This window comes from Acidithiobacillus ferriphilus (assembly GCF_028215975.1).
GTDB classification, from domain to species: domain Bacteria; phylum Pseudomonadota; class Gammaproteobacteria; order Acidithiobacillales; family Acidithiobacillaceae; genus Acidithiobacillus; species Acidithiobacillus ferriphilus.
Genome location: NZ_CP116458.1, coordinates 2,560,843 through 2,581,522 on the forward strand (window position 1 = coordinate 2,560,843; position 20,680 = coordinate 2,581,522).

At 51.1% G+C, this 20,680-nt stretch carries 23 protein-coding genes and 1 pseudogene; 4 read left to right on the forward strand and 20 right to left on the reverse strand.

Annotated elements, in window-relative coordinates; all coding sequences use genetic code 11:
• Positions 1 to 15: 15 nt before the first annotated feature.
• The 11 genes from PJU76_RS12920 to gstA all read right to left on the reverse strand — a co-directional run bounded on the left by PJU76_RS12920 (position 16) and on the right by gstA (position 11,767).
• On the reverse strand, positions 16 to 2,235 hold the full coding sequence (locus PJU76_RS12920; protein WP_271779844.1) for a TOTE conflict system archaeo-eukaryotic primase domain-containing protein: 2,220 nt from the start codon (positions 2,233 to 2,235) through the stop codon (positions 16 to 18).
• A gap of 279 nt (positions 2,236 to 2,514) precedes the next feature.
• Positions 2,515 to 3,717, reverse strand: a complete 1,203-nt coding sequence (locus PJU76_RS12925; RefSeq protein ID WP_271779845.1) for a Fic family protein — start codon at positions 3,715 to 3,717, stop codon at positions 2,515 to 2,517.
• A 1,081-nt stretch (positions 3,718 to 4,798) separates the two neighbouring features.
• Positions 4,799 to 5,152, reverse strand: coding sequence for a hypothetical protein (locus tag PJU76_RS12930; RefSeq protein WP_271779846.1), 354 nt, complete (start codon positions 5,150 to 5,152; stop codon positions 4,799 to 4,801).
• A 369-nt stretch (positions 5,153 to 5,521) separates the two neighbouring features.
• Positions 5,522 to 6,085 (reverse strand): acyloxyacyl hydrolase, encoded by a 564-nt coding sequence (locus PJU76_RS12935; protein WP_271779847.1) that lies wholly within the window; start codon positions 6,083 to 6,085, stop codon positions 5,522 to 5,524.
• A 315-nt stretch (positions 6,086 to 6,400) separates the two neighbouring features.
• The gene (locus PJU76_RS12945) at positions 6,401 to 6,898 is read right to left on the reverse strand and encodes a hypothetical protein (RefSeq protein ID WP_271781018.1); all 498 of its coding nucleotides are present in this window, start codon (positions 6,896 to 6,898) and stop codon (positions 6,401 to 6,403) included.
• Positions 6,899 to 6,995: 97 nt separating this feature from the next.
• Entirely contained in the window at positions 6,996 to 7,901 is a 906-nt protein-coding gene (locus tag PJU76_RS12950; protein ID WP_271779848.1) for a DMT family transporter, read from the reverse strand.
• Positions 7,902 to 7,935: 34 nt separating this feature from the next.
• Positions 7,936 to 9,285 carry a glutathione-disulfide reductase gene (gorA, locus tag PJU76_RS12955; protein WP_271779849.1) on the reverse strand — a complete coding sequence of 450 codons (1,350 nt, stop codon included), beginning with the start codon at positions 9,283 to 9,285 and terminating at the stop codon, positions 7,936 to 7,938.
• 79 nt (positions 9,286 to 9,364) lie between these two features.
• Entirely contained in the window at positions 9,365 to 9,904 is a 540-nt protein-coding gene (locus tag PJU76_RS12960) for a carboxymuconolactone decarboxylase family protein (protein ID WP_271779850.1), read from the reverse strand.
• 313 nt (positions 9,905 to 10,217) lie between these two features.
• Positions 10,218 to 10,781, reverse strand: a complete 564-nt coding sequence (locus PJU76_RS12965; RefSeq protein WP_271779851.1) for an OsmC family protein — start codon at positions 10,779 to 10,781, stop codon at positions 10,218 to 10,220.
• A gap of 110 nt (positions 10,782 to 10,891) precedes the next feature.
• Entirely contained in the window at positions 10,892 to 11,125 is a 234-nt protein-coding gene (locus tag PJU76_RS12970) for a hypothetical protein (protein WP_271779852.1), read from the reverse strand.
• A 24-nt stretch (positions 11,126 to 11,149) separates the two neighbouring features.
• Positions 11,150 to 11,767 carry a glutathione transferase GstA gene (gstA, locus tag PJU76_RS12975; RefSeq protein ID WP_271779853.1) on the reverse strand — a complete coding sequence of 206 codons (618 nt, stop codon included), beginning with the start codon at positions 11,765 to 11,767 and terminating at the stop codon, positions 11,150 to 11,152.
• 330 nt (positions 11,768 to 12,097) lie between these two features.
• Between gstA and PJU76_RS12980 the strand changes: the two genes are divergently transcribed.
• Complete coding sequence (locus tag PJU76_RS12980; protein ID WP_271779854.1) at positions 12,098 to 12,475, forward strand: DsrE family protein; 378 nt, start codon at positions 12,098 to 12,100, stop codon at positions 12,473 to 12,475.
• Between the two features lie 91 nt (positions 12,476 to 12,566).
• Here PJU76_RS12980 and PJU76_RS12985 read toward each other — a convergent pair.
• Together PJU76_RS12985 and PJU76_RS12990 are read right to left on the reverse strand one after the other, a co-directional pair.
• Positions 12,567 to 13,014 (reverse strand): annotated as a pseudogene (locus tag PJU76_RS12985) (IS1595 family transposase); the annotation flags it as partial.
• A 64-nt stretch (positions 13,015 to 13,078) separates the two neighbouring features.
• Positions 13,079 to 13,204: a hypothetical protein gene (locus PJU76_RS12990; protein WP_271779855.1), complete on the reverse strand. Its 126-nt coding sequence runs from the start codon at positions 13,202 to 13,204 to the stop codon at positions 13,079 to 13,081.
• 343 nt (positions 13,205 to 13,547) lie between these two features.
• On the opposite strand from PJU76_RS12990, the gene PJU76_RS12995 reads away from it, so the two are divergent.
• Genes PJU76_RS12995 through PJU76_RS13005 form a run of 3 tightly spaced genes read left to right on the forward strand, consistent with a single transcriptional unit; the run spans position 13,548 to position 14,410 of the window.
• Positions 13,548 to 13,901 (forward strand): winged helix-turn-helix transcriptional regulator, encoded by a 354-nt coding sequence (locus PJU76_RS12995; RefSeq protein WP_271779856.1) that lies wholly within the window; start codon positions 13,548 to 13,550, stop codon positions 13,899 to 13,901.
• A 36-nt stretch (positions 13,902 to 13,937) separates the two neighbouring features.
• Positions 13,938 to 14,144 (forward strand): CopZ family metallochaperone, encoded by a 207-nt coding sequence (locus PJU76_RS13000; protein WP_054609092.1) that lies wholly within the window; start codon positions 13,938 to 13,940, stop codon positions 14,142 to 14,144.
• Between the two features lie 20 nt (positions 14,145 to 14,164).
• Entirely contained in the window at positions 14,165 to 14,410 is a 246-nt protein-coding gene (locus PJU76_RS13005) for a glutaredoxin family protein (protein ID WP_014003716.1), read from the forward strand.
• A gap of 500 nt (positions 14,411 to 14,910) precedes the next feature.
• On the opposite strand, the gene PJU76_RS13010 is transcribed toward PJU76_RS13005, so the two are convergent.
• From PJU76_RS13010 to PJU76_RS13035, 7 genes are all read right to left on the reverse strand, one after another.
• Positions 14,911 to 15,114: a hypothetical protein gene (locus PJU76_RS13010; RefSeq protein WP_163057241.1), complete on the reverse strand. Its 204-nt coding sequence runs from the start codon at positions 15,112 to 15,114 to the stop codon at positions 14,911 to 14,913.
• 739 nt (positions 15,115 to 15,853) lie between these two features.
• Positions 15,854 to 16,684, reverse strand: coding sequence for a transporter family protein (locus tag PJU76_RS13015; protein WP_215880255.1), 831 nt, complete (start codon positions 16,682 to 16,684; stop codon positions 15,854 to 15,856).
• 152 nt (positions 16,685 to 16,836) lie between these two features.
• The gene (locus PJU76_RS13020) at positions 16,837 to 17,052 is read right to left on the reverse strand and encodes a hypothetical protein (RefSeq protein WP_271779857.1); all 216 of its coding nucleotides are present in this window, start codon (positions 17,050 to 17,052) and stop codon (positions 16,837 to 16,839) included.
• Positions 17,053 to 17,062: 10 nt separating this feature from the next.
• Complete coding sequence (locus PJU76_RS13025; protein WP_271779858.1) at positions 17,063 to 18,439, reverse strand: NRAMP family divalent metal transporter; 1,377 nt, start codon at positions 18,437 to 18,439, stop codon at positions 17,063 to 17,065.
• Positions 18,440 to 19,338: 899 nt separating this feature from the next.
• Positions 19,339 to 19,491 (reverse strand): transposase, encoded by a 153-nt coding sequence (locus tag PJU76_RS13760; RefSeq protein WP_077272686.1) that lies wholly within the window; start codon positions 19,489 to 19,491, stop codon positions 19,339 to 19,341.
• 283 nt (positions 19,492 to 19,774) lie between these two features.
• Positions 19,775 to 20,083 carry a hypothetical protein gene (locus PJU76_RS13030; RefSeq protein ID WP_271779859.1) on the reverse strand — a complete coding sequence of 103 codons (309 nt, stop codon included), beginning with the start codon at positions 20,081 to 20,083 and terminating at the stop codon, positions 19,775 to 19,777.
• Between the two features lie 121 nt (positions 20,084 to 20,204).
• Complete coding sequence (locus tag PJU76_RS13035; protein ID WP_271779860.1) at positions 20,205 to 20,567, reverse strand: copper-binding protein; 363 nt, start codon at positions 20,565 to 20,567, stop codon at positions 20,205 to 20,207.
• Positions 20,568 to 20,680: the final 113 nt, after the last annotated feature.

Here is a 20,680-nt window from a genome sequence, read left to right on the forward strand (position 1 = left end):
GAGCAAGTCTGCGGCCTACTGCGGGTGTTCCACAACCCGGTAGCCCATTACCCGATAGCCACGCTGTCGTTTATCCCACATGCGCAATAGCGCCGGGTGTCCTGCATCCACGAAATCGATGATGCGGACATCAGTCTTGGTAGAGTGCTCACGGTGAAGACGGCCTGCATATTGTTGCAGGGTTCCCTTCCACGAGATTGGCATCGCCAGTACCAACGTATCGAGAGCAGGATGGTCAAAACCCTCCCCGACCAGCTTGCCGGTCGCAAGCAGAATGCGTGGTGCCTCAGGCGGTAGACTGTCAAGGTCGTTGATCATTGCTGCCCGTTGTTTCTTCGACATCCTGCCGTGGAGCACGAAAGGCGTTAGCATCTGCCCATCCAGTGCGGCGAGGATCGCATCGAGATGCTCTGTACGTTCAGTCAAAACAAGCACATTACGGCCCTGTCGGTAAGCATCCCCAGCCTCGGCAGCAACGGCAGCGGTACGTGCCTGATCGGTTGCAAGATGCCGGAACACATCCTGAATGCCAGTCTCGGTGGGCAAATCAATCCACTTGCCGAGTAAACGCGGCTCCACGACTAAATCGTGCGGCGCGCTTGCTGGCTTGGCCGCCGTGTAGCGGATAGGCCCGCACTGCATGAAGATGGTGGGTTGCAGGCCATCACGGCGGATGGGTGTCGCCGTCAGGCCCAGCACGTATTTAGCCTTGGACCGTTTCAGGATCGCGTCAAATGAAACTGCGCCGACGTGATGGCATTCGTCCACAATCACCTGCCCGTAATTTTCGACAAGTAAATTGACCTCGCCTTGGCGGGAGATGGATTGCATTACAGCAATATCTATCATGCCGGTGGGTTTGGCTTTGCCACCGCCGATGGTGCCCACCACGCCATTGCCAACGCCTAGAAAAGCCTGCAGACGTTCCTGCCATTGCTTAAGCAATTGGGTTCGATGCACCAACACCAAGGTGTTCACACCACGGTGCGCGATCATCGCTGCCGCGGTCACAGTCTTGCCAAAGGCGGTCGGAGCGCACAGCACGCCGATATCATGACTCAACATTCCGGCAATCGCGGCCTCCTGGTCCAGACGCAAATTGCCGACAAAAGAGACATCAATGGGTTCACCGCCAAAACGCTCATCGTGCAGGTCACAGGCGATGCCGTTGTCTCGCAGTAGATCCAGCGTAGCCTCAAGGCAACCGCGAGGCAAGGCGACGTGCTGCGGGAAATTTTCAGCATTGCCGATGACGCGTGGCTTGTCCCATACCGACATGCGCATGGCCTGGGCCTTGTAGAATTCTGGATTTTGAAACGCAGACAAACGAATCAATCGGTTGGCCAGTGCCTGCGGCAGCTGAACCTTCTCGAAGTAGATCATGTTGCCCAGAGTCACGGTCAACGACCTCGGCATTGGCCCGAACAACTTTTTCGCAGATGCGACATCTCGCTTCCACGGCGTGGCAAGATCTTCTTCGTCGATGAAAGTGACGTCCAGCGGGTGAACACCACCGGTGGCTCGCAGGATAGTCGGCTCAATGTCGTGTGAGGCCATGGGCTGAATGGAGGCGAGAAAACCCCACTGATCGGGATACGGGCACAGATCGGCATCAACGAAGACGCTGTAACCACTTTCACGAGGCCATTTCTGCAACGGCAAGGCGATCAGATTACCGAAGCCTCCTTTGGGCATTGTGTCCTGATTCGGGAACAGTCGGTCGTAGGATTCCAGTTTCAATTGTCGCGTACGCGAGCAGGTATGGCTGATGATGGCAGTGCCAAGGCGCCGGGCGTCACGTGCAGAAACGCGGTTGGCGAAAAACACCCAGGCGTGCGCGCCATTCCCGGACCGGGAAATTTCCAATGCAGCCGGAACACCCAGTTCATGGCAGGATTGCATGATGGCGCGGGCATCATCGCGCCATTCGGCCTCGTCAAAATCGACAGCCAAGAAATAGCAGGTGTCGTCCTCCAGCAGCGGATAGACGCCGACGGTGTGTTCGCCAGCCAGATGGTCGTAGATCACCGCATCCGACAGCGGGATCAACAGGCGGTTGCTGCAATCGCCGCACTTGATGCGCGGCTTTTCACAGACACCGGCGCGCCACTCGTTGACGCAGGCTGGGGCATAGCCTGATTTGCCAGAGGTCTTCCCTTCCCAGCGGATGGGGTACACATCCGTGCGCCCGCGAAACAAACGGCGGAACAGTGCCACCTTCTCGGCAGTAGACAACCTGGATAGCCCCGGCTCCGGTAGCGCAACAGCGAGTGGCTGTGGTGGCAACCGCCATTCGATGCCGTGAGATTCGAGCAGCGCGATCAGGCGGGCGTTTTCGGCCTGCAGTACAGTCAGATAATCGCGTTCAGCCATTGCTTGGGAACGGCGCCGGTAGTGGCCGATATGAGGCGGCTCTGGTCATCTTTTGGGGTGGAGTTGCCGGGGGTTGTGATGAAGTGCTTTGACATCCTGTTCGCCATGTGCGTATTCCGGGGCATCGTGGGCATCTTTATGCTATCCAAGCGGAGAAGAGTGGTCGACCTCCGCTTCAGTCCACAGGTTCGGAAAATAGAAGCGTAGCGCCCAGAGTGGAATGCCGAAGCGCACTGGTCCCTTGGCGGTATCGGAGAGCAGAAGTTCGCGACGTAATAGTTCGGCGAGCAAGCGGTCGGCGGTACGCGGGGCAAGTCCGGTCATTGCCTTGAATTCGCCCCGGGTCAGGCTTCCGGCCAGGAAAACGTAATGCAACGCATTGGTGGCCTCTGGGCGCAGACTGCTTTCCGGCTTCAGCGATTCCAAGGTCAGGAATTCCTGTAGGCGCTCACGCAGACCGGCGAACTCCAGGATGCCGCTCATGAATCGAACCTGGTCCAAACACATTTCGAGAAAATACCGGGCAAAGGCCAGCAACCCCGCTTCGCTGAGATTCCCGCGCCCATCCAGATCGCCGGCGCGAGGTGCGTCCGCGCCGGCCAGCAGGGCATAATACCGGTCTTGGGTACGGGCTAGGCCGCGCATCGGCGACCATAACCCACTGGTTAACCCCATGCTATGGAATAGGAGGTGACTGTGCAGGCGGGCTATCCGGCCGTTGCCGTCCAGAAATGGGTGAATCCAGGCCAGCCGATGATGTGCGCAGGCTATCCCTATCAGGGCGCGTTCTCCGCTGGGCAGACCCGCATAAACATTTTCCCAACGACGAAAAAACGCGGGTAAAGCGCTCGCCGGTGGAGCCACATGCGTACCCACCTGTACTTCACAGGTCCGCCATGCGCCAGGAATAACGGCGCTACCATCCTCAATCAGGCGATCAGCTGCGGGCAACTGCTCGTAGAGTTGCCGGTGCAATGCTTGCACCACCTCCGCCGAATACAATTTTCGCCAGTCCATCTCAACGTACGCCATTTCTCCCCACTCCTCCGTGTGGATATGGGCCAAAGCCAAGCGTTGACGGCGAGCACGGTCAGGATCCCGGGCGTATGCCCCTTTCAAAGCCCGCTGAATGTCGAGCGGGAAGGTATGCTGACCTTCTATACGGTTGGTGTAGTAGGAATTCATCTCCCGCAGCATGGGCGTCAGCGCCGATTTGCTGGCGGCCGACATTTTGCCATCCAGATTGGTCGCCGCACGGATCAGCCTGTGGGCCAGTTCCAATAATGGAGCGACGGCCACCTCCGACGGCAGCAGTGGTTCGAATTGTGCGGGGTTCGTATACATTTTGGCGAATCTAAGTCATAAGGTGTAGTCTGTTTATTATACTGTTATTCATAATAAAAACACAGGACAATGGGGGCATGGCGGGCCTATTGGCGAATCATCTGGCGAGAGTTGTTAACGGACAATAAAGTATCATCCTGTATTTGCTGCAACCTATTGATTGACGGCTCACGATGTCAGCCCCGCAGCGGCAATGTATCATCCTGAGATTCTTGTAACCAATTGATTCTTCTTTGTCGACGCGCTTTTGCGCCTATTTTTGCCGCATTACAGGATGATACTTTATTGTTCGGGATGATACTCTATTGTCCGTTAACAAATTTGTTAACGGACAAAAAAGTATCATCCTGGATCAGCCGTATCCCATTGATTCTACGTTTTGAACAATTTCCACGTTTCACGAAGTATCATCCTGAGTAGCCCCACAGCCTTTGCCGACCCGGTGATGGTGGACAATAAAGTTTCATCCTGGCGCCTAGGGGCATCCCTTGTGCTTGCGCTACACCCAAATGACACATAAGCAGCGTTATGTATACCTCGCGATTATGTATAGTGCGCATGTCGTGCTGGCTGTAAGCCCTGTTAATGCTGGCCATTTGGTATGAGCGGTATCGTGATGCTATACATAAAATTGGTCGATTCGGTGTGTAGTCACCACGACAGCGCTCCGCATGCGCCACAAATCAACACCCCAGCTACCGGTCTGATCCATGGCCACAATGCTGATCAGTGATCTTTGGATCACCATTAACTTACTGCTCGGGTAGGTGGTTGCCTGTGAATCCTAGCACTCCTTCCGATCCGAAAGCCTGACAGCAATATTCGGCACCGCCGGTGGGCAGTCATCTTGCCGGGGTCTCCAAATCAGCGTTTATTATGTAGAGCTCGCGAGCACAATTCGGCCCTACAACCCAGTCGTAGCAAGGCTCGCAGCTGTACCGCTATACATAATCGCGAGGTATACATAACGCTGCTTATGTGTATGTACACATAAGCAGCGAAAGCGGTCGTTCGTATGGAGTCAGGCCCCTACAATTAACGTTAAGTGCCTTGGACTTACATTCTAAGTATGGTGATAGTTTTAAAGAATATAACCGAAATCACCTGCCCATTCGCCTTTTCGGTAATCTAGACTGAGCCAGCGTGGTATAAAAGCGTCCGTCCGTTTTAGTGGGAACGTTTGTAGATCCTGAACAGGCTGATCGGTAATCGAACAGGTTTTAGAACCGACTGCGCGGAACCACACCTGAACAGTGGGCATGTGAGCGTCCAGCAGTATAGAATCCTGATGGGGAGAAGATATGAAATATGTTTTTTTGCGAATCAGACAGCTAAATAATAGCTCTAAATAAACACAGAGAGGTTCTTCTCGATGATCGAGCGCCTGCCTAGCGAGTGGTGTAATTCGCAATTTAATTGCATGAGTATTATGCATGAGTAGTCTCCCATTTGGACGGATATACGGGCTTTTCATTAGCTTCATGTAGCGCAGTTAAATTCCATATTTTCCAATATGTTGGACAATGTTGCCATTGGCTGCAGCTATCAAAAGCCTCTACAGCAAGGCCTGTGTCTTGATAATATACTCTTCGTCTGGCCGGCAATCCATATAGCCTAGCAGCCTTATGGTAGTTAGTTCTAATGGGCGATTAGCAGCGGAGCTGGCAATTGGGCAACTGCTCAGTATAATCGACCAGTCGTGCTCGCAGCAGAGTGTCGCGATTAAGTGTTGCCACCTAGTCAACTTCCGAAACTGTTGTGATAATGCTGAGCGACAAGCTGGCTTACCAACGTCCAAGGGCTTTCATGTATTTTTGCCGAACGACAAGGGCATGGAATAATTCAGCATAATCTCATCCTCTCCTGGATCTTCCTGTTTCGTGTAGGCATTAGAGATGTGGGCAATTTTCAGTCCGAAACGCGACTTATTGGCAAACTGATAGTCTAGACTCAACTCCAATCGGAACTGAAAAGTACCATCCAGGTATTTACCTCGACCCTGATGATATCCGCCCATAGCGAGAACGGGTATCAACACCCAATGGTTCCATGCGATATCTGAGTAAAATCCGGTATATCCCATGAATCCACCATCAGTATTGGCAACAATTCCATAAAGTGCACCGATACCGAGCAGTCTGGCGGCTGTCTGGTATTCTAGATCAATCTCCGGCAACGTCGCGTTACCGCGATGCCCAGGACCAGGAACCACTCCAGCAGCGTTAAAGGCTCCGACGCCGACATTAAAATACGCTGGGCCGCCCTGAATCACATGCAAACCTTCACCCATTGCCCATGCTTGTCCAGCAACCATAAGTATTAGCGCGCCAACACCTTGAACGGCTAACCGTGTTTTTTTACGTAACATATGCTGTCCTTAATCAATCTCTTCTTTTACATAGCGTATACAAGAAATGATAATATTTTAGTCAGTTCAGACGTTTTGTCATAGTCCTTCATATAGACGTCCTCGTACTTCACGGTGCGCCAGAGCCTCTCCACAAACATGTTGGCAAGTCCCTAGCCACGCCATCCATACTAATAACTAATAGATACACCAAGAGCATAAAGCGCGCGCATAAAGCCCTCAAAGGAGGCATTGAAGGCCTCTTCCAAGATAGACCACACAACGACAACCGGCACCAAGGTGTTACTGTCCCAGCAGATCTGTTTAAGCAGAAAATTATTGAGCTGCTAATTTTCTGTACAGTACTTTCTGTGTCGAGTTGAGTAGTGAATAAGCTTTAAGGTGGTACGGCACCATTTCCCACGCTAATCTGGTTTGTGCCTTTCCAATCGCATCAATGTCATTTTTTATCTTTAACAACGAAGGCTGCACAACAGACGCGTCTAATGCGTACTGTTTGTAGGCTTTGCGCAAGGCACTATTATCAGCAAATGTGCTTTTTGCCATACTCATATGCAGAGGCTTCTCCTGTTGAATCTGTGCAACAGTCAAATGTAGCTGTTTAGCATGGTGTAGAATCCAGTATGGTCCTGGATGATACCGCTTAAAAATAGAAAAGAAATCGAACGAGTGCTCCCCGAAGTATTTCACCTCTTGCTTTAATTTCACATCGCTCATGGGGGATGTCTGTACCCTTGATGCAGCATAAGCTGGTACTGCACCAATCAACAGCAGAGCAGCGCCAATATAAGAAACTAGTTTATATGGTTTCATCACAGCATTATCCTCCGAAAACTACTTCATGAAATAGTCGACAGTGACTAACAACAACAAATGGTACAGCAGTGTACATTTCCTCATACATTCAACTTCACGAGCATGTATCACTAACAGATTTCCTAATACTTTTTGACAATGTTACCAGAAGTATGCCAGAAAGCATCGTAGCTCCGGCCAAAATTAACCGTATAGTTATTTGTTCGCCCAGCAAGGGAACCGCGCTGATAACGACAATCACGGGGACCAGCATTTGTATGACGGCACTTGTGACTCCAGTTAGCTCCTTTATTAAGATATACCAAAGCACATAAATTAACGCTGAGGTTATGGCACCAATAAGCATAGAGTAATAAGCACCTTCAATGCTTATATGAATGGCTTCATGATGCCAATGTTCTATCACTGCATAGATCGCGAGGAGGATAATAGCCGCCAGCCCGGAATATGTAAAATTAGCAGTTGTAGTGGCCAATTCATCCACGGAACTTTTTCCCAGTATCGAATATCCCGCCCATGCGGCACCCGCTCCTAACATCAGTCCTATCCCCAAAAGCTTAGGAACATGTGATATGCCACCCACCAGCACCCACAAACCTACCAGGGTTATTCCGCTGCCAGTCCATTGCAGTTTTGATAACCGGTGCCCACCTCGAATCTCCCATGCCAGCATGGTCGCCTGAATGGCAAAAAATAAAAAAAGTGTTCCAGTAGCTGCCCCAAGCTGCTCATATCCGTATGCAAATGCCAATGCATAGAAAAACAGCATGAACGGCATCAGCATATGATGCAATTTCGGCCGTGTCCTGTTCACCGCCATCAGCACGATCAAGAACACCGCTCCGCTCGTCAGGCGAATTGTAGTAAATGGAAGTGGTCCAATTAGATGTCCTCCCAAGGCAGCTCTTGCCAGCAGACTGTTTCCAGCCATACCAAAGAGCACTATCAGAGTCAGTAAGATTATGCGCACACGTGACATATCATGATTTTCCTTGAACACATTTATCCCCAGAGAATCTGGCTAAATGCTGACTCTAACGCATCGTGACCAGTTCTTCCGCGCTGGTTGGGTGAATAGCCACGGTGTCATCGAAGTGGCTTTTACAAGCACCCATCTTTACGGCAACGGCAAAGCCTTGAAGCATCTCTTCGGCGCCATCACCGATGATATGAAGGCCGACAATCTTCTCCTCAGCACCGACGGTGACGAGTTTCATGCCCGTTTGTACGGGATTTTCGGCAAATGCATATGCCATAGATCGGAAACGAGTGCTATAGACCTTGACCGCATTATCCCCATGGATATCCCGAGCCTCCATTTCAGTAAGGCCGATCGTTCCAATGGGTGGATGACTGAAAACCACTGTGGGAATATTGTCATACGAGAGATGCCGGTCAGCCATGCCTCCAAAGAGGCGATCCGCCAGTCGCCGACCGGCCGCAATGGCTACGGGGGTAAGGGCTGGGCTATCGGTGATGTCACCAATAGCAAAAATATGCGATTGGTTGCTGGTTTGGTATGCATCTGTGATGATGTGGCCGTGCTGATCTCTGACGACATCAGCACGCTCTAGCCCTAGGTTGTCCGTGTTTGGCATCCGTCCGATAGACCAAAGTACGGTATCGAAGCCGTTGATCTTCTGCCCACCCTCCAGGGTGAGGGTAAGCGACTGTCCGTCTCGGTGCAGGCTGGTTACCTTTTGGCGGGTGAGAATATCAACACCAGAGGCGATCATTTCTTTCATGAGTATTTCCCGGAGCATGACGTCAAAACTATCCAGAAAATGGTCTCGTCGTAGCAGAAGGGTGACCTCGCTGCCGAGATGGCGCAGCAGGCCAGCCAACTCTACCGCTATGTAGCCTCCGCCTACTACGGCAATCCGGCGGGGCTGGGTCTCCAGCGCAAAAAAATCGTCAGAGCTGATACCTAGCTCTGCTCCTGGGATAGCAGGCCACATCGGGCGGCCACCGGTGGCAATGACGATTTTGTCCGCGAGGATCATACGGCCATCCACATCAATCTGACGGGCGTCCACAAAGCGGGCATACCCGTGGATAAGCGTCACCCCGTTGTCAGCAAGACCCGTGCTATAACGCGCATTGAGATGACTGACAAAGGCGTCACGGGCGGTCTTAAGGGCAGCCCAATCAAAAGTAGAATCATGAATATTAAAGGCTTGATCATGAGCCCTTTGTAAATGCTCTGCAAATCCTGCTGCATACCACAAAATCTTTTTTGGCACGCATCCAACATTGACGCAGGTTCCGCCTATTCTGCCTGTTTCCACAAGCGCAACCTTTGCACCGTGAAGTGCGGCTCGATTTGCCGTGGCAATGCCACCGCTTCCACCACCAATGACGAGCAGGTCATAATTGTAATCCATCAAGTCGCCTCTCTCAAATTGTCCTCAACAGCGCATTGCTGACCAGGCAGGTCAGCCTATCCGGAAAAAGTTCAGATGATCAGTCCTTTTTAAGGGATGAAGAAACCTTGAATACATTAAACAGCACATCTGTAGCCGCATGACGCGCACCTGCAGCCAAGGCATCGTAGATATCGCGGTCCGTCCATCCTGCCTTGTGAAGCGCCGCAATATCCTTTTCACTGATGTTCTCTGGATCATCAATCGCCCGGAGAATAAAAAGCATCAAAGTTTTTTCATGTTCCGGGAGAGGGATCATCTCAGGATGGATCAGAGATTTACGTAGATCTTCCTGATTGATACCCGCATTGACCAACGCTGCTTCATTAAAACCGATACAAAAGGTATTTCTATTTCTTCCGGATACCAAATAACGCAGCATGGATATGAATGTTGGGTTGAGCGTAGGATGGGATGCCATATAGGCCATAGTGGCCATCTGGCCCTCGAATAATTCCGGGCTTACACTGAACAGATGAAATGCCTCTGGGACATATCCTATAGCATCCTCGATCTGTTGATAGCAATTGGCAATTTTCCCTTCTGCTTCAGATGGAAGCACCGTTTTTAACAAAGCCATATAACGCCTCCTATTTAATTACAATAAAACCAACAACAAGCCAGAGTGTGGTAAAATCATCTCGAACGATTACAATTTGATGACACTCTGATAATACAACAGTATGATAACCACGGCGCAGTTTTTGAAGGTGAAACTTGTGTCGGGTTGTGATGCATTTCGCGGTGCAAGATTTCCTTAATACTAAACATCTCGAAAATGTTCTCCTTCATGCCAGGAGCAACATTACTCATCCTGGCGCACCTTAGCCAAAAAATCGTAGTACCATAAGTCCTCTGCGAACAACCAGAAACGTCCACTTCACAAGGTCATATCAGAGTCGCTGAAAGATTACCTCTAAGGGCGTCGGCTGACTGATTGTATTATGTACCGGTGATACCCTTTTGACATATTCGATCAGATCCAAGAGGTCGCTATCAGGAGACGCACTTTTTAGGTGACAGTACACAGAAATGTCGTTAAATCCCGGTCGAACCGATTCAGAAAGACCCATAAAGCCTTGCAAGTCGATCTCACCACTGATTTCTATCTTCAGTTCATCCAAGGATATTCCACGTGCGGCAGCGTTATAGACCAATCCCACGGTTATACAAGCGGCCAGCCCAGTTAAAAGGAGTTCTACGGGATTCGCTCCCATGTTCGTTCCCATCAGAGCTGTCGGCTCATCACTTTCTATGATAAATGGCGTACTTCTGGAGTGGTCTTCCTGTCCTAATCCATAAAAACCCTGAACATGCGTCTGCGCATGTGCTCCAGATATCCATTGCGTAGTGGTTCTAAATTGACACTTAGCTAGCGCTGTATTGTCTTTTACTGCCTGTACAGTTTTTCCCAGTTGATTAATATCTACGCCATTAAGTGCTGTGTTATTAACCATTTTTCATCTCCTCTATGCAGTGATTAAAAACGTAAAACTTTTTTGCGTTAAAAGTTATCTAGCAAATGTATGCAAACTCCATCCACTTGCAAATGCAAGTTCTTTTTTGCTCACGGCCTGCCTCCACCGGAGCCCGGTCCCATTTTGTCACGTAAATCAACCAGACTACAGCTGGTTTTTCGTGTTGCCTGACATTCATTGGTACCAGGAATAAAGTCAAATGAGCATTGTTTTTTTTGTAACTCTAGCCAGTCTTCAGAAGGATACTTACCCTCTGGAAGATTAGGCGGAAAGTAAACGCAAGAAGTACACAGTGGATCACTAACAGTGCTTTCTTGATTCATGTATAACATCTCCTCTGATCGGAATTATGAGGCAGGCTGGAGAAGGCCTTCTGTGTCCATAGCAGCCCGTACAGCCGGACGTTCAAATACTCGTCCCTGATACCCCTTCAGCACCGGCCAGCGGTCTATTTCAATGCCCACATGCTTACCCCAGTTCAATACGGTAAAAAGATAAGCATCAGCAACGGTGAACTCGGGACCCATCAACCAATTTTTGCCTTCTAACTGATGGCTGACTGTGTTCAGGCGGCGTTCGAGTTGGGCCGCAACTATTGTTTTCCATTCCGCAGGCGCATGGGGATTGAATAATGGTGAAAAACCCTTATGTAGCTCCGTAGAAATAAAATTAAGCCATTGCATGAGTTGGTAACGTTCAATGGTTCCAGCGGGCGGTGCTAGCTTTTTCTCAGGCACCTGATCAGCCAGGTACTGGATAATGGCAGGCCCTTCGGTCAGAATATAACCATTATCGAGTACTAATGCGGGGACATAGCCGTTGGGATTAACGCTTAGATAGTCGGTGCCGGTTGCTGTTTTCTTGGTGGCGAAATCCACCTTTTCCGTATTGAAACTGAATCCCCCTTCATGGAGAATGATATGTGGAGAAAGGGAACAAGCGCCGGGGCTATAATACAATTTCATGGTAATCTATCTCCTGAAGAAACGAGTAACATAGGACAACCCAAAAGCTCAGCCGCACCATCAACCTCCGCCGTGCTACTGAAGCAGCGATGTAATATTAATACTCTCTACAAGATGGCCTGTATAGTATGCACTTTTTTGTTATATACGCACTTATTTTTCAGTAAGTAACTTTATTGTAAGTAAGGTTTAATACTTAATGGCGATGGCTGATTATTTTAGAACAAAGTAGCAGACCAGTTTTGCCTATCAACTGCCTTAAATAATTTGACAAGCCATACCAGATCAGCTATTTTTTGTACCGAACTCTATAATCATGAGGTTGCACTTATGTCCACAATGAAACCCGCAGATCTCGTTATCATCCTCATCACTGGACCGGAAAATCCCAAACGGTTGCCGTCCGCCTTTTTTCTTGCAGCGACGGCAGCGGCATCTGAGCAGGATGTGATCATGTACTTTACAGGACCTGCAACAGAATTATTGGCTAAAGGTAAAGCCGAGACTATCTTTCCAATGGCAGGCGGGAAAAGTGTTGCTGACTTTATGAAGTTGGCCGAAGACAATGGGGTGCGAATCATCGGCTGCCTCCAGTCGCTCGAGCTCAATGGTATGACGACTGGAGACTTGGCAAAGGATCTGCCTCTTTTAACGCCTAGTGCCGCATTGCCCGCATTGGGTGCTGCTGGACGTGTTTTTACTTGGTAACAGATAGATATCTCTCATTCTAAACTGCAACCATTAACCTTAAATTTAATCACTGGTTGCACAAGGGGTAATCAGTGATTAAACAACATGCCTATGAACTATTCTCAGCGGACAGGCGGATGGGCATATGGTCCATACACGCATTGAGCAGACGCATTGGCAACTTGGGTTCCCAAAATCGCCGGTTGAAGCGATAGACGAACTCATCCAGGTTCTCTGCAGATATTTTCCCGTGACTCTATGGTGATAAAGCCCGCCTTCTTGCCACGGCTTTCGACGGCCACCAGGATCGGAGTCTTGCCTTCCGCGCCCCGACCACACTTTCCTCCGGACCTTCTCCCACCGACGAAAGCGTCGTCCACCTCCACTACGCCACCCAGGCGATAGATACTATCTCGGTCGGGCATAGCGTGGCGCATCTTGCGCAGCATGCGATGTGCAGTAATCCAGGAAACGCCGATCTGCTTGGGCAAACGCAGAGCGGATATCTCATCCTTGTCGCAGACCATCAGATAGATGGCCAAAAACCAATGCACCAGAGTCGCTCCTATCTGGATGCGTGTTCTTGCCGAAAGACCGTGGGATAACCCCTCCGTTTCGACCTCAAATAGCTTGGGATAAAGCACCTAATTTATTGCGGGACGTAACACCTGCTATACCCGCAGTAAGAAAACATGCAGTTATAAACCAATATTGCCATGCAAATTCTTTATAATCAATCATAAACATGTAAAGCCTCCTGTAAGTATAAAATACCACATAACCTACTTCAACTGTTGGTGATCCATACTTAATCGCCACTTGCTGCGATGTTTATGCGTATTTTTCCCATCATTTCACCAGAAGCGTCACTTTTTATCCATAAACCACCTTTGGTCTTACGGAAGCATGCATTGCAGCTCATTCAGCTTTGTGCAAATTTGACGTAAATGGCTCTTGGTTGACTACATGGATAATGAACCCTATTATGCTTTATGTGAAGTAGACACCAATTTCATATCTACGATCTAAAATATAGTTAGTTACTTTCTGGTATCGTTTGTACAGTGATGCACAACCGCGAGAGGGATCTATGGAAATCGAAAATGAGCCGTGTGCTGTTGATATAACATTGAAAGCCATTGGTGGACGTTGGAAGGTGCTCATTTTACAGGAACTATTTAAAGGAACCAGGCGGTTTTCACAGCTTCATCGTGGAATCCCAGGTATTACCCAGAAAATGCTTACTCAACAACTGCGTGAGATGGAGAAACACTGCATTATCAGTAGATTGGTTTACGCTGAGATCCCACCTAAGGTTGAATACTCTCTTACCCCTTTAGGTGAAAGCTTGTGGCCGGTATTGCTGGCAATGCATGAATGGGGTGTGCAACAGCAGATGATTGACAGATATAGTGACGCGGCTCTCATGACGTCTCCGTTGTAGGCGTTGTACGCAAGTTGTCATTGCAGGAGAAAACCCATGAGCGATATCAATCTGAAGATCACCGGCATGACCTGCGAGCATTGCGTGCGGGCCGTGACGAAGGCGCTGGAAGGCGTTCCCGGCGTTGAAAAAGCGGACGTCACTCTCACGCCAGGAGAAGCTGTAGTGCATGGTCAGGCGAGCACCGCCGCATTGATCGCTGCGGTCAAGGAAGAAGGCTATGAGGCGGAGGTGCGGGGCTGAAGCCCCGCACACCGACCGTCATGTCTGATCCGGTACTGCTCTACACCAGTCCCGGCTGCCCCGACTGCGCCGCCGTGCGCCGTTACCTCAAGGAACACGATGTCGCATACGAGGAACGTGACGTGACTGCTCCCGGCGTGGCTGAGGAAGCCAAATCACGCTACGGAGTGCGGGTCGCGCCAATCACGGTGATCGCTGGCGAGGCGTTATGGGGAACATTTGCTCATCAGAAGCCACGGCTTGATGAATTGCTGGCCGGGACCTAAAACTTTACTGAACATGGGGATAAAAGCACATGAATGACTACAAACGGTCATAGGATGGACCGTAGAGCAAGCTGGATGCTTCTCCTCGTTTAATATTGCGCCTTCTGACTCGGGCAAGGTGGTTGGAGATGCTCCAGATCCAGATGTAAGTGCTATCTGTCGGCAACGATCACTTGGGCGTGGCTCAAGGGGATGGGCGCAGGAGGAGGGGAAATGTTTAATGGCGTGATGCTTTTGTGGTTTATCCTTACCGCGTTATCAGTACTGTTTGTTGCGGTTGATATTCGCGCCACACCAGAGTCCAAGGTTCTCAAGTGGGGCTTTGTATTGCTACGGGACCGCTCGGCGCGTTCCTGTACGTATTGGGTTGTCGAGAGCCACTACCTGGGTTGCACGAGAGGTATGTCTCGACACGTTGGAGGCAGGTGCTGGGCTCCACTATGCATTGCGTCGCCGGGGATGGGGTTGGCATTGTGATACTAGACACCTTACGAGGTCTTTTACGCTTCAGGTTTCCTGGGCGCAGAGGGCGGGTGGTTATTATTTGAATTCGCCGACCCCAAAAAACCAACAAGAAAAGAGGGGTAGGCGGCGGCATCGTGCGCCATGTACCATTTCACGGTATGGCTATCATCCAGATCATCGGAACGCGAACACCCTGCAAGGGCGGTTATTACGAACAGCGCGACGAGGAGCTTATTCATGACGGTGTCCTTTTCAATTATCATGCGATCAGTCGCTCTCACTCTTGGCTCAAGCGCTATCATGTGCAGTGATGGATAGTTTAACTACCTCGATGGGGCTAACTATCGAGATGGACTACGATGATGCAAGCTGGCGCATGTCAGGTGGTTGCATGGCTGATGGAGGGTAACCGACGCGACGAACACCGCCACCCCCAACGCACTTTGGATATTCACTGCGTGCGCACAGCGCCCCACGGGGAGGGTTCCGGTATTATCTACACTGTGAACACTGTACATCCAGAATCCTGGCAGCTTGGAGCATGGATGTGGGTCCCTTCCCGCCCGCTCCACAGATCCAGCATCGGAAGATGTTACTTGACCGTAAAAGACCAGCGACCATCGGTATGATGCCCATCAGTTGATCGAAAATTCGCTTTGCACACCTGGGTTATTGAAGGAGTTCAGCATATTTGGCCACAGTAGCAGGACCGTCCACCTCCCAGGTTGGATCTGGAATTTAACCTTCACCTCAGCACGATACCAAAGACAGTGTTAAAGTTAGGCCGCGCTGTTTATCGCTGACAGACACCAGATTCATTCCTCGTCCCAAGGCATATTATCTTACAGCTGATACGGATACGGTTACATGCGGCAAATTGTCGCACCCCCATTGCTTTGCAATGCCTTGTTACGACGAGGGAGGGGCGGCTGCATTGTCAGGACATCTGATACCCTTTTGTTTAAGGACCCTAACGGATTAGAACAGGAAACCCATCCCTGCCCCGAAGTAATGGGTAAATCCACCTAGGTTTCCGCTCAAGCGCGCACCTTCTTCGAGGTCTACCTCACAGTAGGGGGTCAGCAGGTACTGCACACCGCCGTCCGCATCAAAACCGGACCCCAAGCCCGGCCCCGTGCGGCTCTGTCCGTATGCCTCGCCGTAGAACTGCAGATTCCACAAAGGTGACCAGGTGAAGGTGATATCCGGATTGATGCTGGTGAAGCGACCACCTCCGGCGAGCGCGGGATTGGTCTGGGATGTGACGCCCAATTGCAAGGATATCCCGGTGTCGTCGCTTGGGGCATAGGTAACGATGCCGTTAAAGGCTACTCCTGTCCCCCGGCTGCCAAACGCCGGGCTTCCGGAGGGCAGAGTAAACAAACTTTCCACGGCTCCCAACCAGTGTTTGGTGTAGCCCAACTCGTGCTTGATGCCGACCGTGGTAGCGGAGAATCCCTGGAAATATGTACTGTCTGAGGGAGTGCGTTGGACGTTGTCGTTGGGCGGCAGCAGGACGAATTCGTTGTTGCCCGGTAGGCCAAAGCGCAATTCCGCCTCGGGGAAATTATCGGCAGTGCCGCCTCCGGCTCCCGTAAGGTTGGCGTGTTGGTAACCTGCTTCCAGTACGGCTTGGCCGTCTTGCACCACACAGGCGCTGTCAGACACAGTGGGCCGATCTAGCAGGGCGAGCAATGCGGATGGCCCGGTGCAGGGATTTTGGATGGCATCATCTGCACGTACGGCTTGGGTGCTCATGATAAGCGTTGCCAGCAAGGCGGTAATAGGGAACACATTTATTTTGTTCATGTTTGTACCTTTTGCAAATGCCCGCCAGGACACTCCCACGGATCAGCGGGTATGCTCAACAGCAGACCATTTCTCGTGAATGAATATCCGAAAAACAATGTTTCTGTTTACTGCCCAAGTTGTGGCACCTCCTCAATGAATCTGTACCCTAATCAATGCATCCCGCGGGTAAAACCAATCGACACCAGTATCAGCATGGCGACGATGTAGAGCCGCAGCCCCCAAAACGCGATTTTCACCGCACCTTGAACGGGTGCACGGGATAATGGGGCCAACTCCCCGCCTCCTTCTGCCAGAAGAAAGCTTGCAAAGCCGTCAGAGACATCTGAGGTTTCCTTGGAATCAGGATAATAGTTTTTATTTTGCATGTGCCGTCTCCTAAAGTGCGTGAGGGAAAACCACCGTAAATCCATAGAGACCGTCGGCGACCATCAGTAAACCCACAATGCTGAATGCCGCCATATTCTGCCAAGGACGATTCACATGCTGACCCATGATTTCAGGATCGTTCAGCAATAGCAGCAGGAACATCATCGCCGCTGGCATGAAGATGGAAGCGACCACTTGAACGGTGAGGTTCAAGAACCCTAAAGGGGCGTGGGGAATCAGGACGGTCAAGGCCGCCAAAGCCGTACCTAGAAGCCCAGATAAGTAGAATGGGAGTGCATGTTGAGGCCGTAAATTGATGCTTCGCGGCAGTTTAAGCGCCTCGCCCACGGCCCAGGAAGTGCTTGCGGTAATCGCGATGGCGGCAATCAGACCGGCCTCGACCAGTCCCAGTCCAAAGAGTGCGGTGCCGACAGACCCGATTGGGCTATGTGCAAGAGCTGCCATGATACGGTGTATTCCGAAATTTCCCGCGCCGGACAACCCATACACCCAAGAACCTGTCAGCGTGACCAATGCAATGGCTACTAGCCCCATCAAAATGGTGCCAATGGCGGTGTCGGCCTGGCCAATCGCTATGTCTTTTTCTGTCAGCCCTTTGTCTACCACGCTCGATTGCTGGAAAAAGAGCATCCATGGCGCAATCGTCGTGCCCAGGTTTGCGAGAATCACATAAACAAAGCCGCTTACCGCGATACCCGCAGGGATGTGCCAGTTCCCCAGGGCGGTTACCACCTGCCTCCAGTGCGGATGGGAGGCAATGGCCAGCGGCACAAAAATCAAGTTGCCAACGGCAATCCAAAGTGCCACCCGTTCCCATGTGTGATAGCGCAAAAATAAAAGCACCCCGGCAACGATGAGAAAGCCGCCCAATGCGCTCCAAACAGCGGGCACGCCAAACATCTTCATCCCTATGGTGATACCGATGAATTCTGTAACGAGGGTAAGGATGTTGGCGACGACCAGATCGAAGAGGGAAAAGGCGCCCCAAAAAGGGCCATAACGACCCCAGATCATTTCGGCGTGTCCACGATGTGTCACTGCGCCAAGACGGACGGTCATCTCCTGCACCACATAGGCCACCGGGACCATGAGGATGAGAAACGGAATGAAAAAGCCGATACCGTAGGCAGCACCGGTCTGGGCGTAGGTGATCACCCCACCAGCATCATTATCCGCGATCATGACCAGGATGCCAGGGCCGATCAGGGTGAGAAAGAGCCAGAGGCGTTTCCAAAAGGAAGGGCGCTGAATCAATGCTTCCCGTTGCTGGTGGACCCGCCAGCGGTCAGCCACCCGGTGGCGCTGATCCTCGGGAAGGGATACCAGCATTTCAGTGATATTTTTGGTTTGTACTTCTGTCGCCATCGTATGCTCCTTTGCAGGCATGCGACTGGGACGCACTCACGGCGGCGCGCACAAAACAACGATAACGAATGGAAATATTCCATCACCCGAGGACCGGGTGATGGCAACAGCAACTATGCCAGGATGACCCGATCTACGAACTGCAACGGTGCTTTGTGAAAGCAACTAGGGTCACTGTCCAAGTCGCTGGCCCTCCTGTGTGAAGAATTCAGGAGCCTTTGTACCGGCAGAAAACGGAGATGTCAACCATGGGTTTTTGCTATTGGGGTTTAGGGAGCAACGGAACTTAAAACCGGGTTAACCCCTTGTCCAAAGCTGTTGACTGATTTCTTTCGGTCACGGCTTGTCCGTGCAAGCCGAACCGCTGCACGGTTTAACGGGATGAAACGGGCGCACGTAGCGCTTGCAAGGATTGCCGCAGGACATTAAACGCGGAGCTGAGAAACACGCCGGAGATAAGGGCACCGACGATGATGTCCGGCCAGCGCGAGGCAAGCAGGTAAATGCTGCTGGCGGCTAGTAAGACACCGACATTGGCGATCTCACAGCTTTTGTCTTCACAGCAATTAGCCCTTTGTGGTATCCCTTGAGTTTACTGTACCTGGCGGTAGCGTAACCTCTGTACCGGCTGTTCGACGAATATATACCCGAATACCTCACCAAAATAGCTCTAAAATCCGTTATGGTGATCCGGGGTATCCATTTAACCGGAGTTAGCGATTTGCCTCCAAGGGCGGTTCGGCAAAGGTCGTTCCAGGGCTGGGCGGATGTCCGCGTTTTCTCGGCAGATTGGGCGGAACAGCCTTTGGGTGACCAGCCATGACAAGATCATGGTAGCGCACCGGCTCATGGTTGGCGGCAAGCTCCAGAGTTCGCACGAACCTGCCATCCTGAAGCCGTCACCCACCTGGATGCCCGCACGCCGGGCAGATAATACCGGAAGGCCATCTCAACCATTCCAGGTAGTCAAGACAATCAGCATTCGTCAGGAACCAAGCCTGAAATTCCCCAAGAGACTTTGGGTAGTGAATACTGGCGCGAGGACTTCCCATCCGCTCAGCTTACGCCCAACTCCGGTTAAATGGATACCCCAGATGGTGATTTTGCCTTACGCCAACAAGCGACAGCGCACCGCTGGCTGTATCCCGCGCAGCCTTTACCCGATGACGGTGGGCTTGCGGTTCTGCAGTAGTACCGCAAGTAGTCCGTGCCCGTCCAGTGTGTTTCCGCCCGACCGTCCCCCACAAAAGCGTCATCCCGTTACACCAAGCCATCCAACCGGCAGATGCTAGCGCTCCTGCCTGTCACGAAGTTCTGATGGCGCCCGTGGTCAGATCAATAAGCGTTTATTGCCTGTATTTGCTTGCCGATTTCGGCAACTTTTTGGGCGTCCTTAACGACTTCCTTCCAGCGACCATCCTTGATCTCTACAATCATGGTGTACGTGTAATATTCTGCTTTGTCTGTTAGTATTTTTGTTTCATACCTTGGATTGAGTGGCGAATGATCTTCGCGTGCATAGGCAGATAATGGCGCGATCAAAAGGATCGTCATCATAAACCCCCGTAGGGCAGCATGGCGAAGTCTGATTGTCATGATCTGACTTTCTTTGCATATGTCTTGGTGGGATGCTCCCAGTGTCATGGTAAATCCTCCTGTATTGATTCAGATAAATTTAGTAGAGATCCAGTGGATGATATAACTCGATCCCAGTGGCATTTCCCGATGGGCCGATTTGGCCGGATTACAGGATTACTCCGTATTTTCATTGTTTGACCGGCGTGATCTTGGTGATGATGTACCCCCCGGCGGTATCTTTTTCAAAATTGAAATTCACCACTTCTCCGCTCTTGTGGCCGTTGAGCATAGCCGTGTTCTGGAGCAGGAAATTCATTGACATACTGGGCCAGCCAAGGGCCTTGACGGGGCCCATGGCAATGTTGACCGAGTTCGCATCAGGACTGATGCTGTTGATTTTGCCCTGCCCCATGAAGGTTTGGGCCTTGGTCGCTTGGCCCGACACGGTGCGCATATTGTCCATACCCGGCATGTTGCCTGTGGCCGCATATGCCGGAAGCGTGGCCGCCGCCGAACACGCCAGGATGAGGGTGAGATAAAAACGTTTCATGTTCGTCTCCTTGCTGTTGTTGAACTGTTCGTTTATCAAAGTTTAAGCACTTGGTTATGGCAATAATTTCCGGTGTCCCTCCTTTCCGCCCACGGCGAAATTGCGCGTCCATA

What these genes read in the sequence shown, in the direction of transcription:
- PJU76_RS12945 (WP_271781018.1), bottom strand. Translation starts at nt 6,898, where the DNA reads ATGAAACCATATAAACTAGTTTCTTATATTGGCGCTGCTCTGCTGTTG.
- PJU76_RS13015 (WP_215880255.1), bottom strand. Translation starts at nt 16,684, where the DNA reads ATGAACAAAATAAATGTGTTCCCTATTACCGCCTTGCTGGCAACGCTT.
- PJU76_RS13030 (WP_271779859.1), bottom strand. Translation starts at nt 20,083, where the DNA reads ATGACACTGGGAGCATCCCACCAAGACATATGCAAAGAAAGTCAGATC.
- PJU76_RS12965 (WP_271779851.1), bottom strand. Translation starts at nt 10,781, where the DNA reads ATGGTTAATAACACAGCACTTAATGGCGTAGATATTAATCAACTGGGA.
- PJU76_RS12960 (WP_271779850.1), bottom strand. Translation starts at nt 9,904, where the DNA reads ATGGCTTTGTTAAAAACGGTGCTTCCATCTGAAGCAGAAGGGAAAATT.
- gorA (WP_271779849.1), bottom strand. Translation starts at nt 9,285, where the DNA reads ATGGATTACAATTATGACCTGCTCGTCATTGGTGGTGGAAGCGGTGGC.
- PJU76_RS12930 (WP_271779846.1), bottom strand. Translation starts at nt 5,152, where the DNA reads ATGCATAATACTCATGCAATTAAATTGCGAATTACACCACTCGCTAGG.
- PJU76_RS12925 (WP_271779845.1), bottom strand. Translation starts at nt 3,717, where the DNA reads ATGTATACGAACCCCGCACAATTCGAACCACTGCTGCCGTCGGAGGTG.
- PJU76_RS13010 (WP_163057241.1), bottom strand. Translation starts at nt 15,114, where the DNA reads ATGAATAAGCTCCTCGTCGCGCTGTTCGTAATAACCGCCCTTGCAGGG.
- PJU76_RS12990 (WP_271779855.1), bottom strand. Translation starts at nt 13,204, where the DNA reads ATGTTTATGATTGATTATAAAGAATTTGCATGGCAATATTGGTTTATA.
- PJU76_RS13025 (WP_271779858.1), bottom strand. Translation starts at nt 18,439, where the DNA reads ATGGCGACAGAAGTACAAACCAAAAATATCACTGAAATGCTGGTATCC.
- gstA (WP_271779853.1), bottom strand. Translation starts at nt 11,767, where the DNA reads ATGAAATTGTATTATAGCCCCGGCGCTTGTTCCCTTTCTCCACATATC.
- PJU76_RS12935 (WP_271779847.1), bottom strand. Translation starts at nt 6,085, where the DNA reads ATGTTACGTAAAAAAACACGGTTAGCCGTTCAAGGTGTTGGCGCGCTA.
- PJU76_RS12970 (WP_271779852.1), bottom strand. Translation starts at nt 11,125, where the DNA reads ATGAATCAAGAAAGCACTGTTAGTGATCCACTGTGTACTTCTTGCGTT.
- PJU76_RS13760 (WP_077272686.1), bottom strand. Translation starts at nt 19,491, where the DNA reads ATGGGAAGTCCTCGCGCCAGTATTCACTACCCAAAGTCTCTTGGGGAA.
- PJU76_RS12995 (WP_271779856.1), top strand. Translation starts at nt 13,548, where the DNA reads ATGGAAATCGAAAATGAGCCGTGTGCTGTTGATATAACATTGAAAGCC.
- PJU76_RS13000 (WP_054609092.1), top strand. Translation starts at nt 13,938, where the DNA reads ATGAGCGATATCAATCTGAAGATCACCGGCATGACCTGCGAGCATTGC.
- PJU76_RS12980 (WP_271779854.1), top strand. Translation starts at nt 12,098, where the DNA reads ATGTCCACAATGAAACCCGCAGATCTCGTTATCATCCTCATCACTGGA.
- PJU76_RS13005 (WP_014003716.1), top strand. Translation starts at nt 14,165, where the DNA reads ATGTCTGATCCGGTACTGCTCTACACCAGTCCCGGCTGCCCCGACTGC.
- PJU76_RS13020 (WP_271779857.1), bottom strand. Translation starts at nt 17,052, where the DNA reads ATGCAAAATAAAAACTATTATCCTGATTCCAAGGAAACCTCAGATGTC.
- PJU76_RS13035 (WP_271779860.1), bottom strand. Translation starts at nt 20,567, where the DNA reads ATGAAACGTTTTTATCTCACCCTCATCCTGGCGTGTTCGGCGGCGGCC.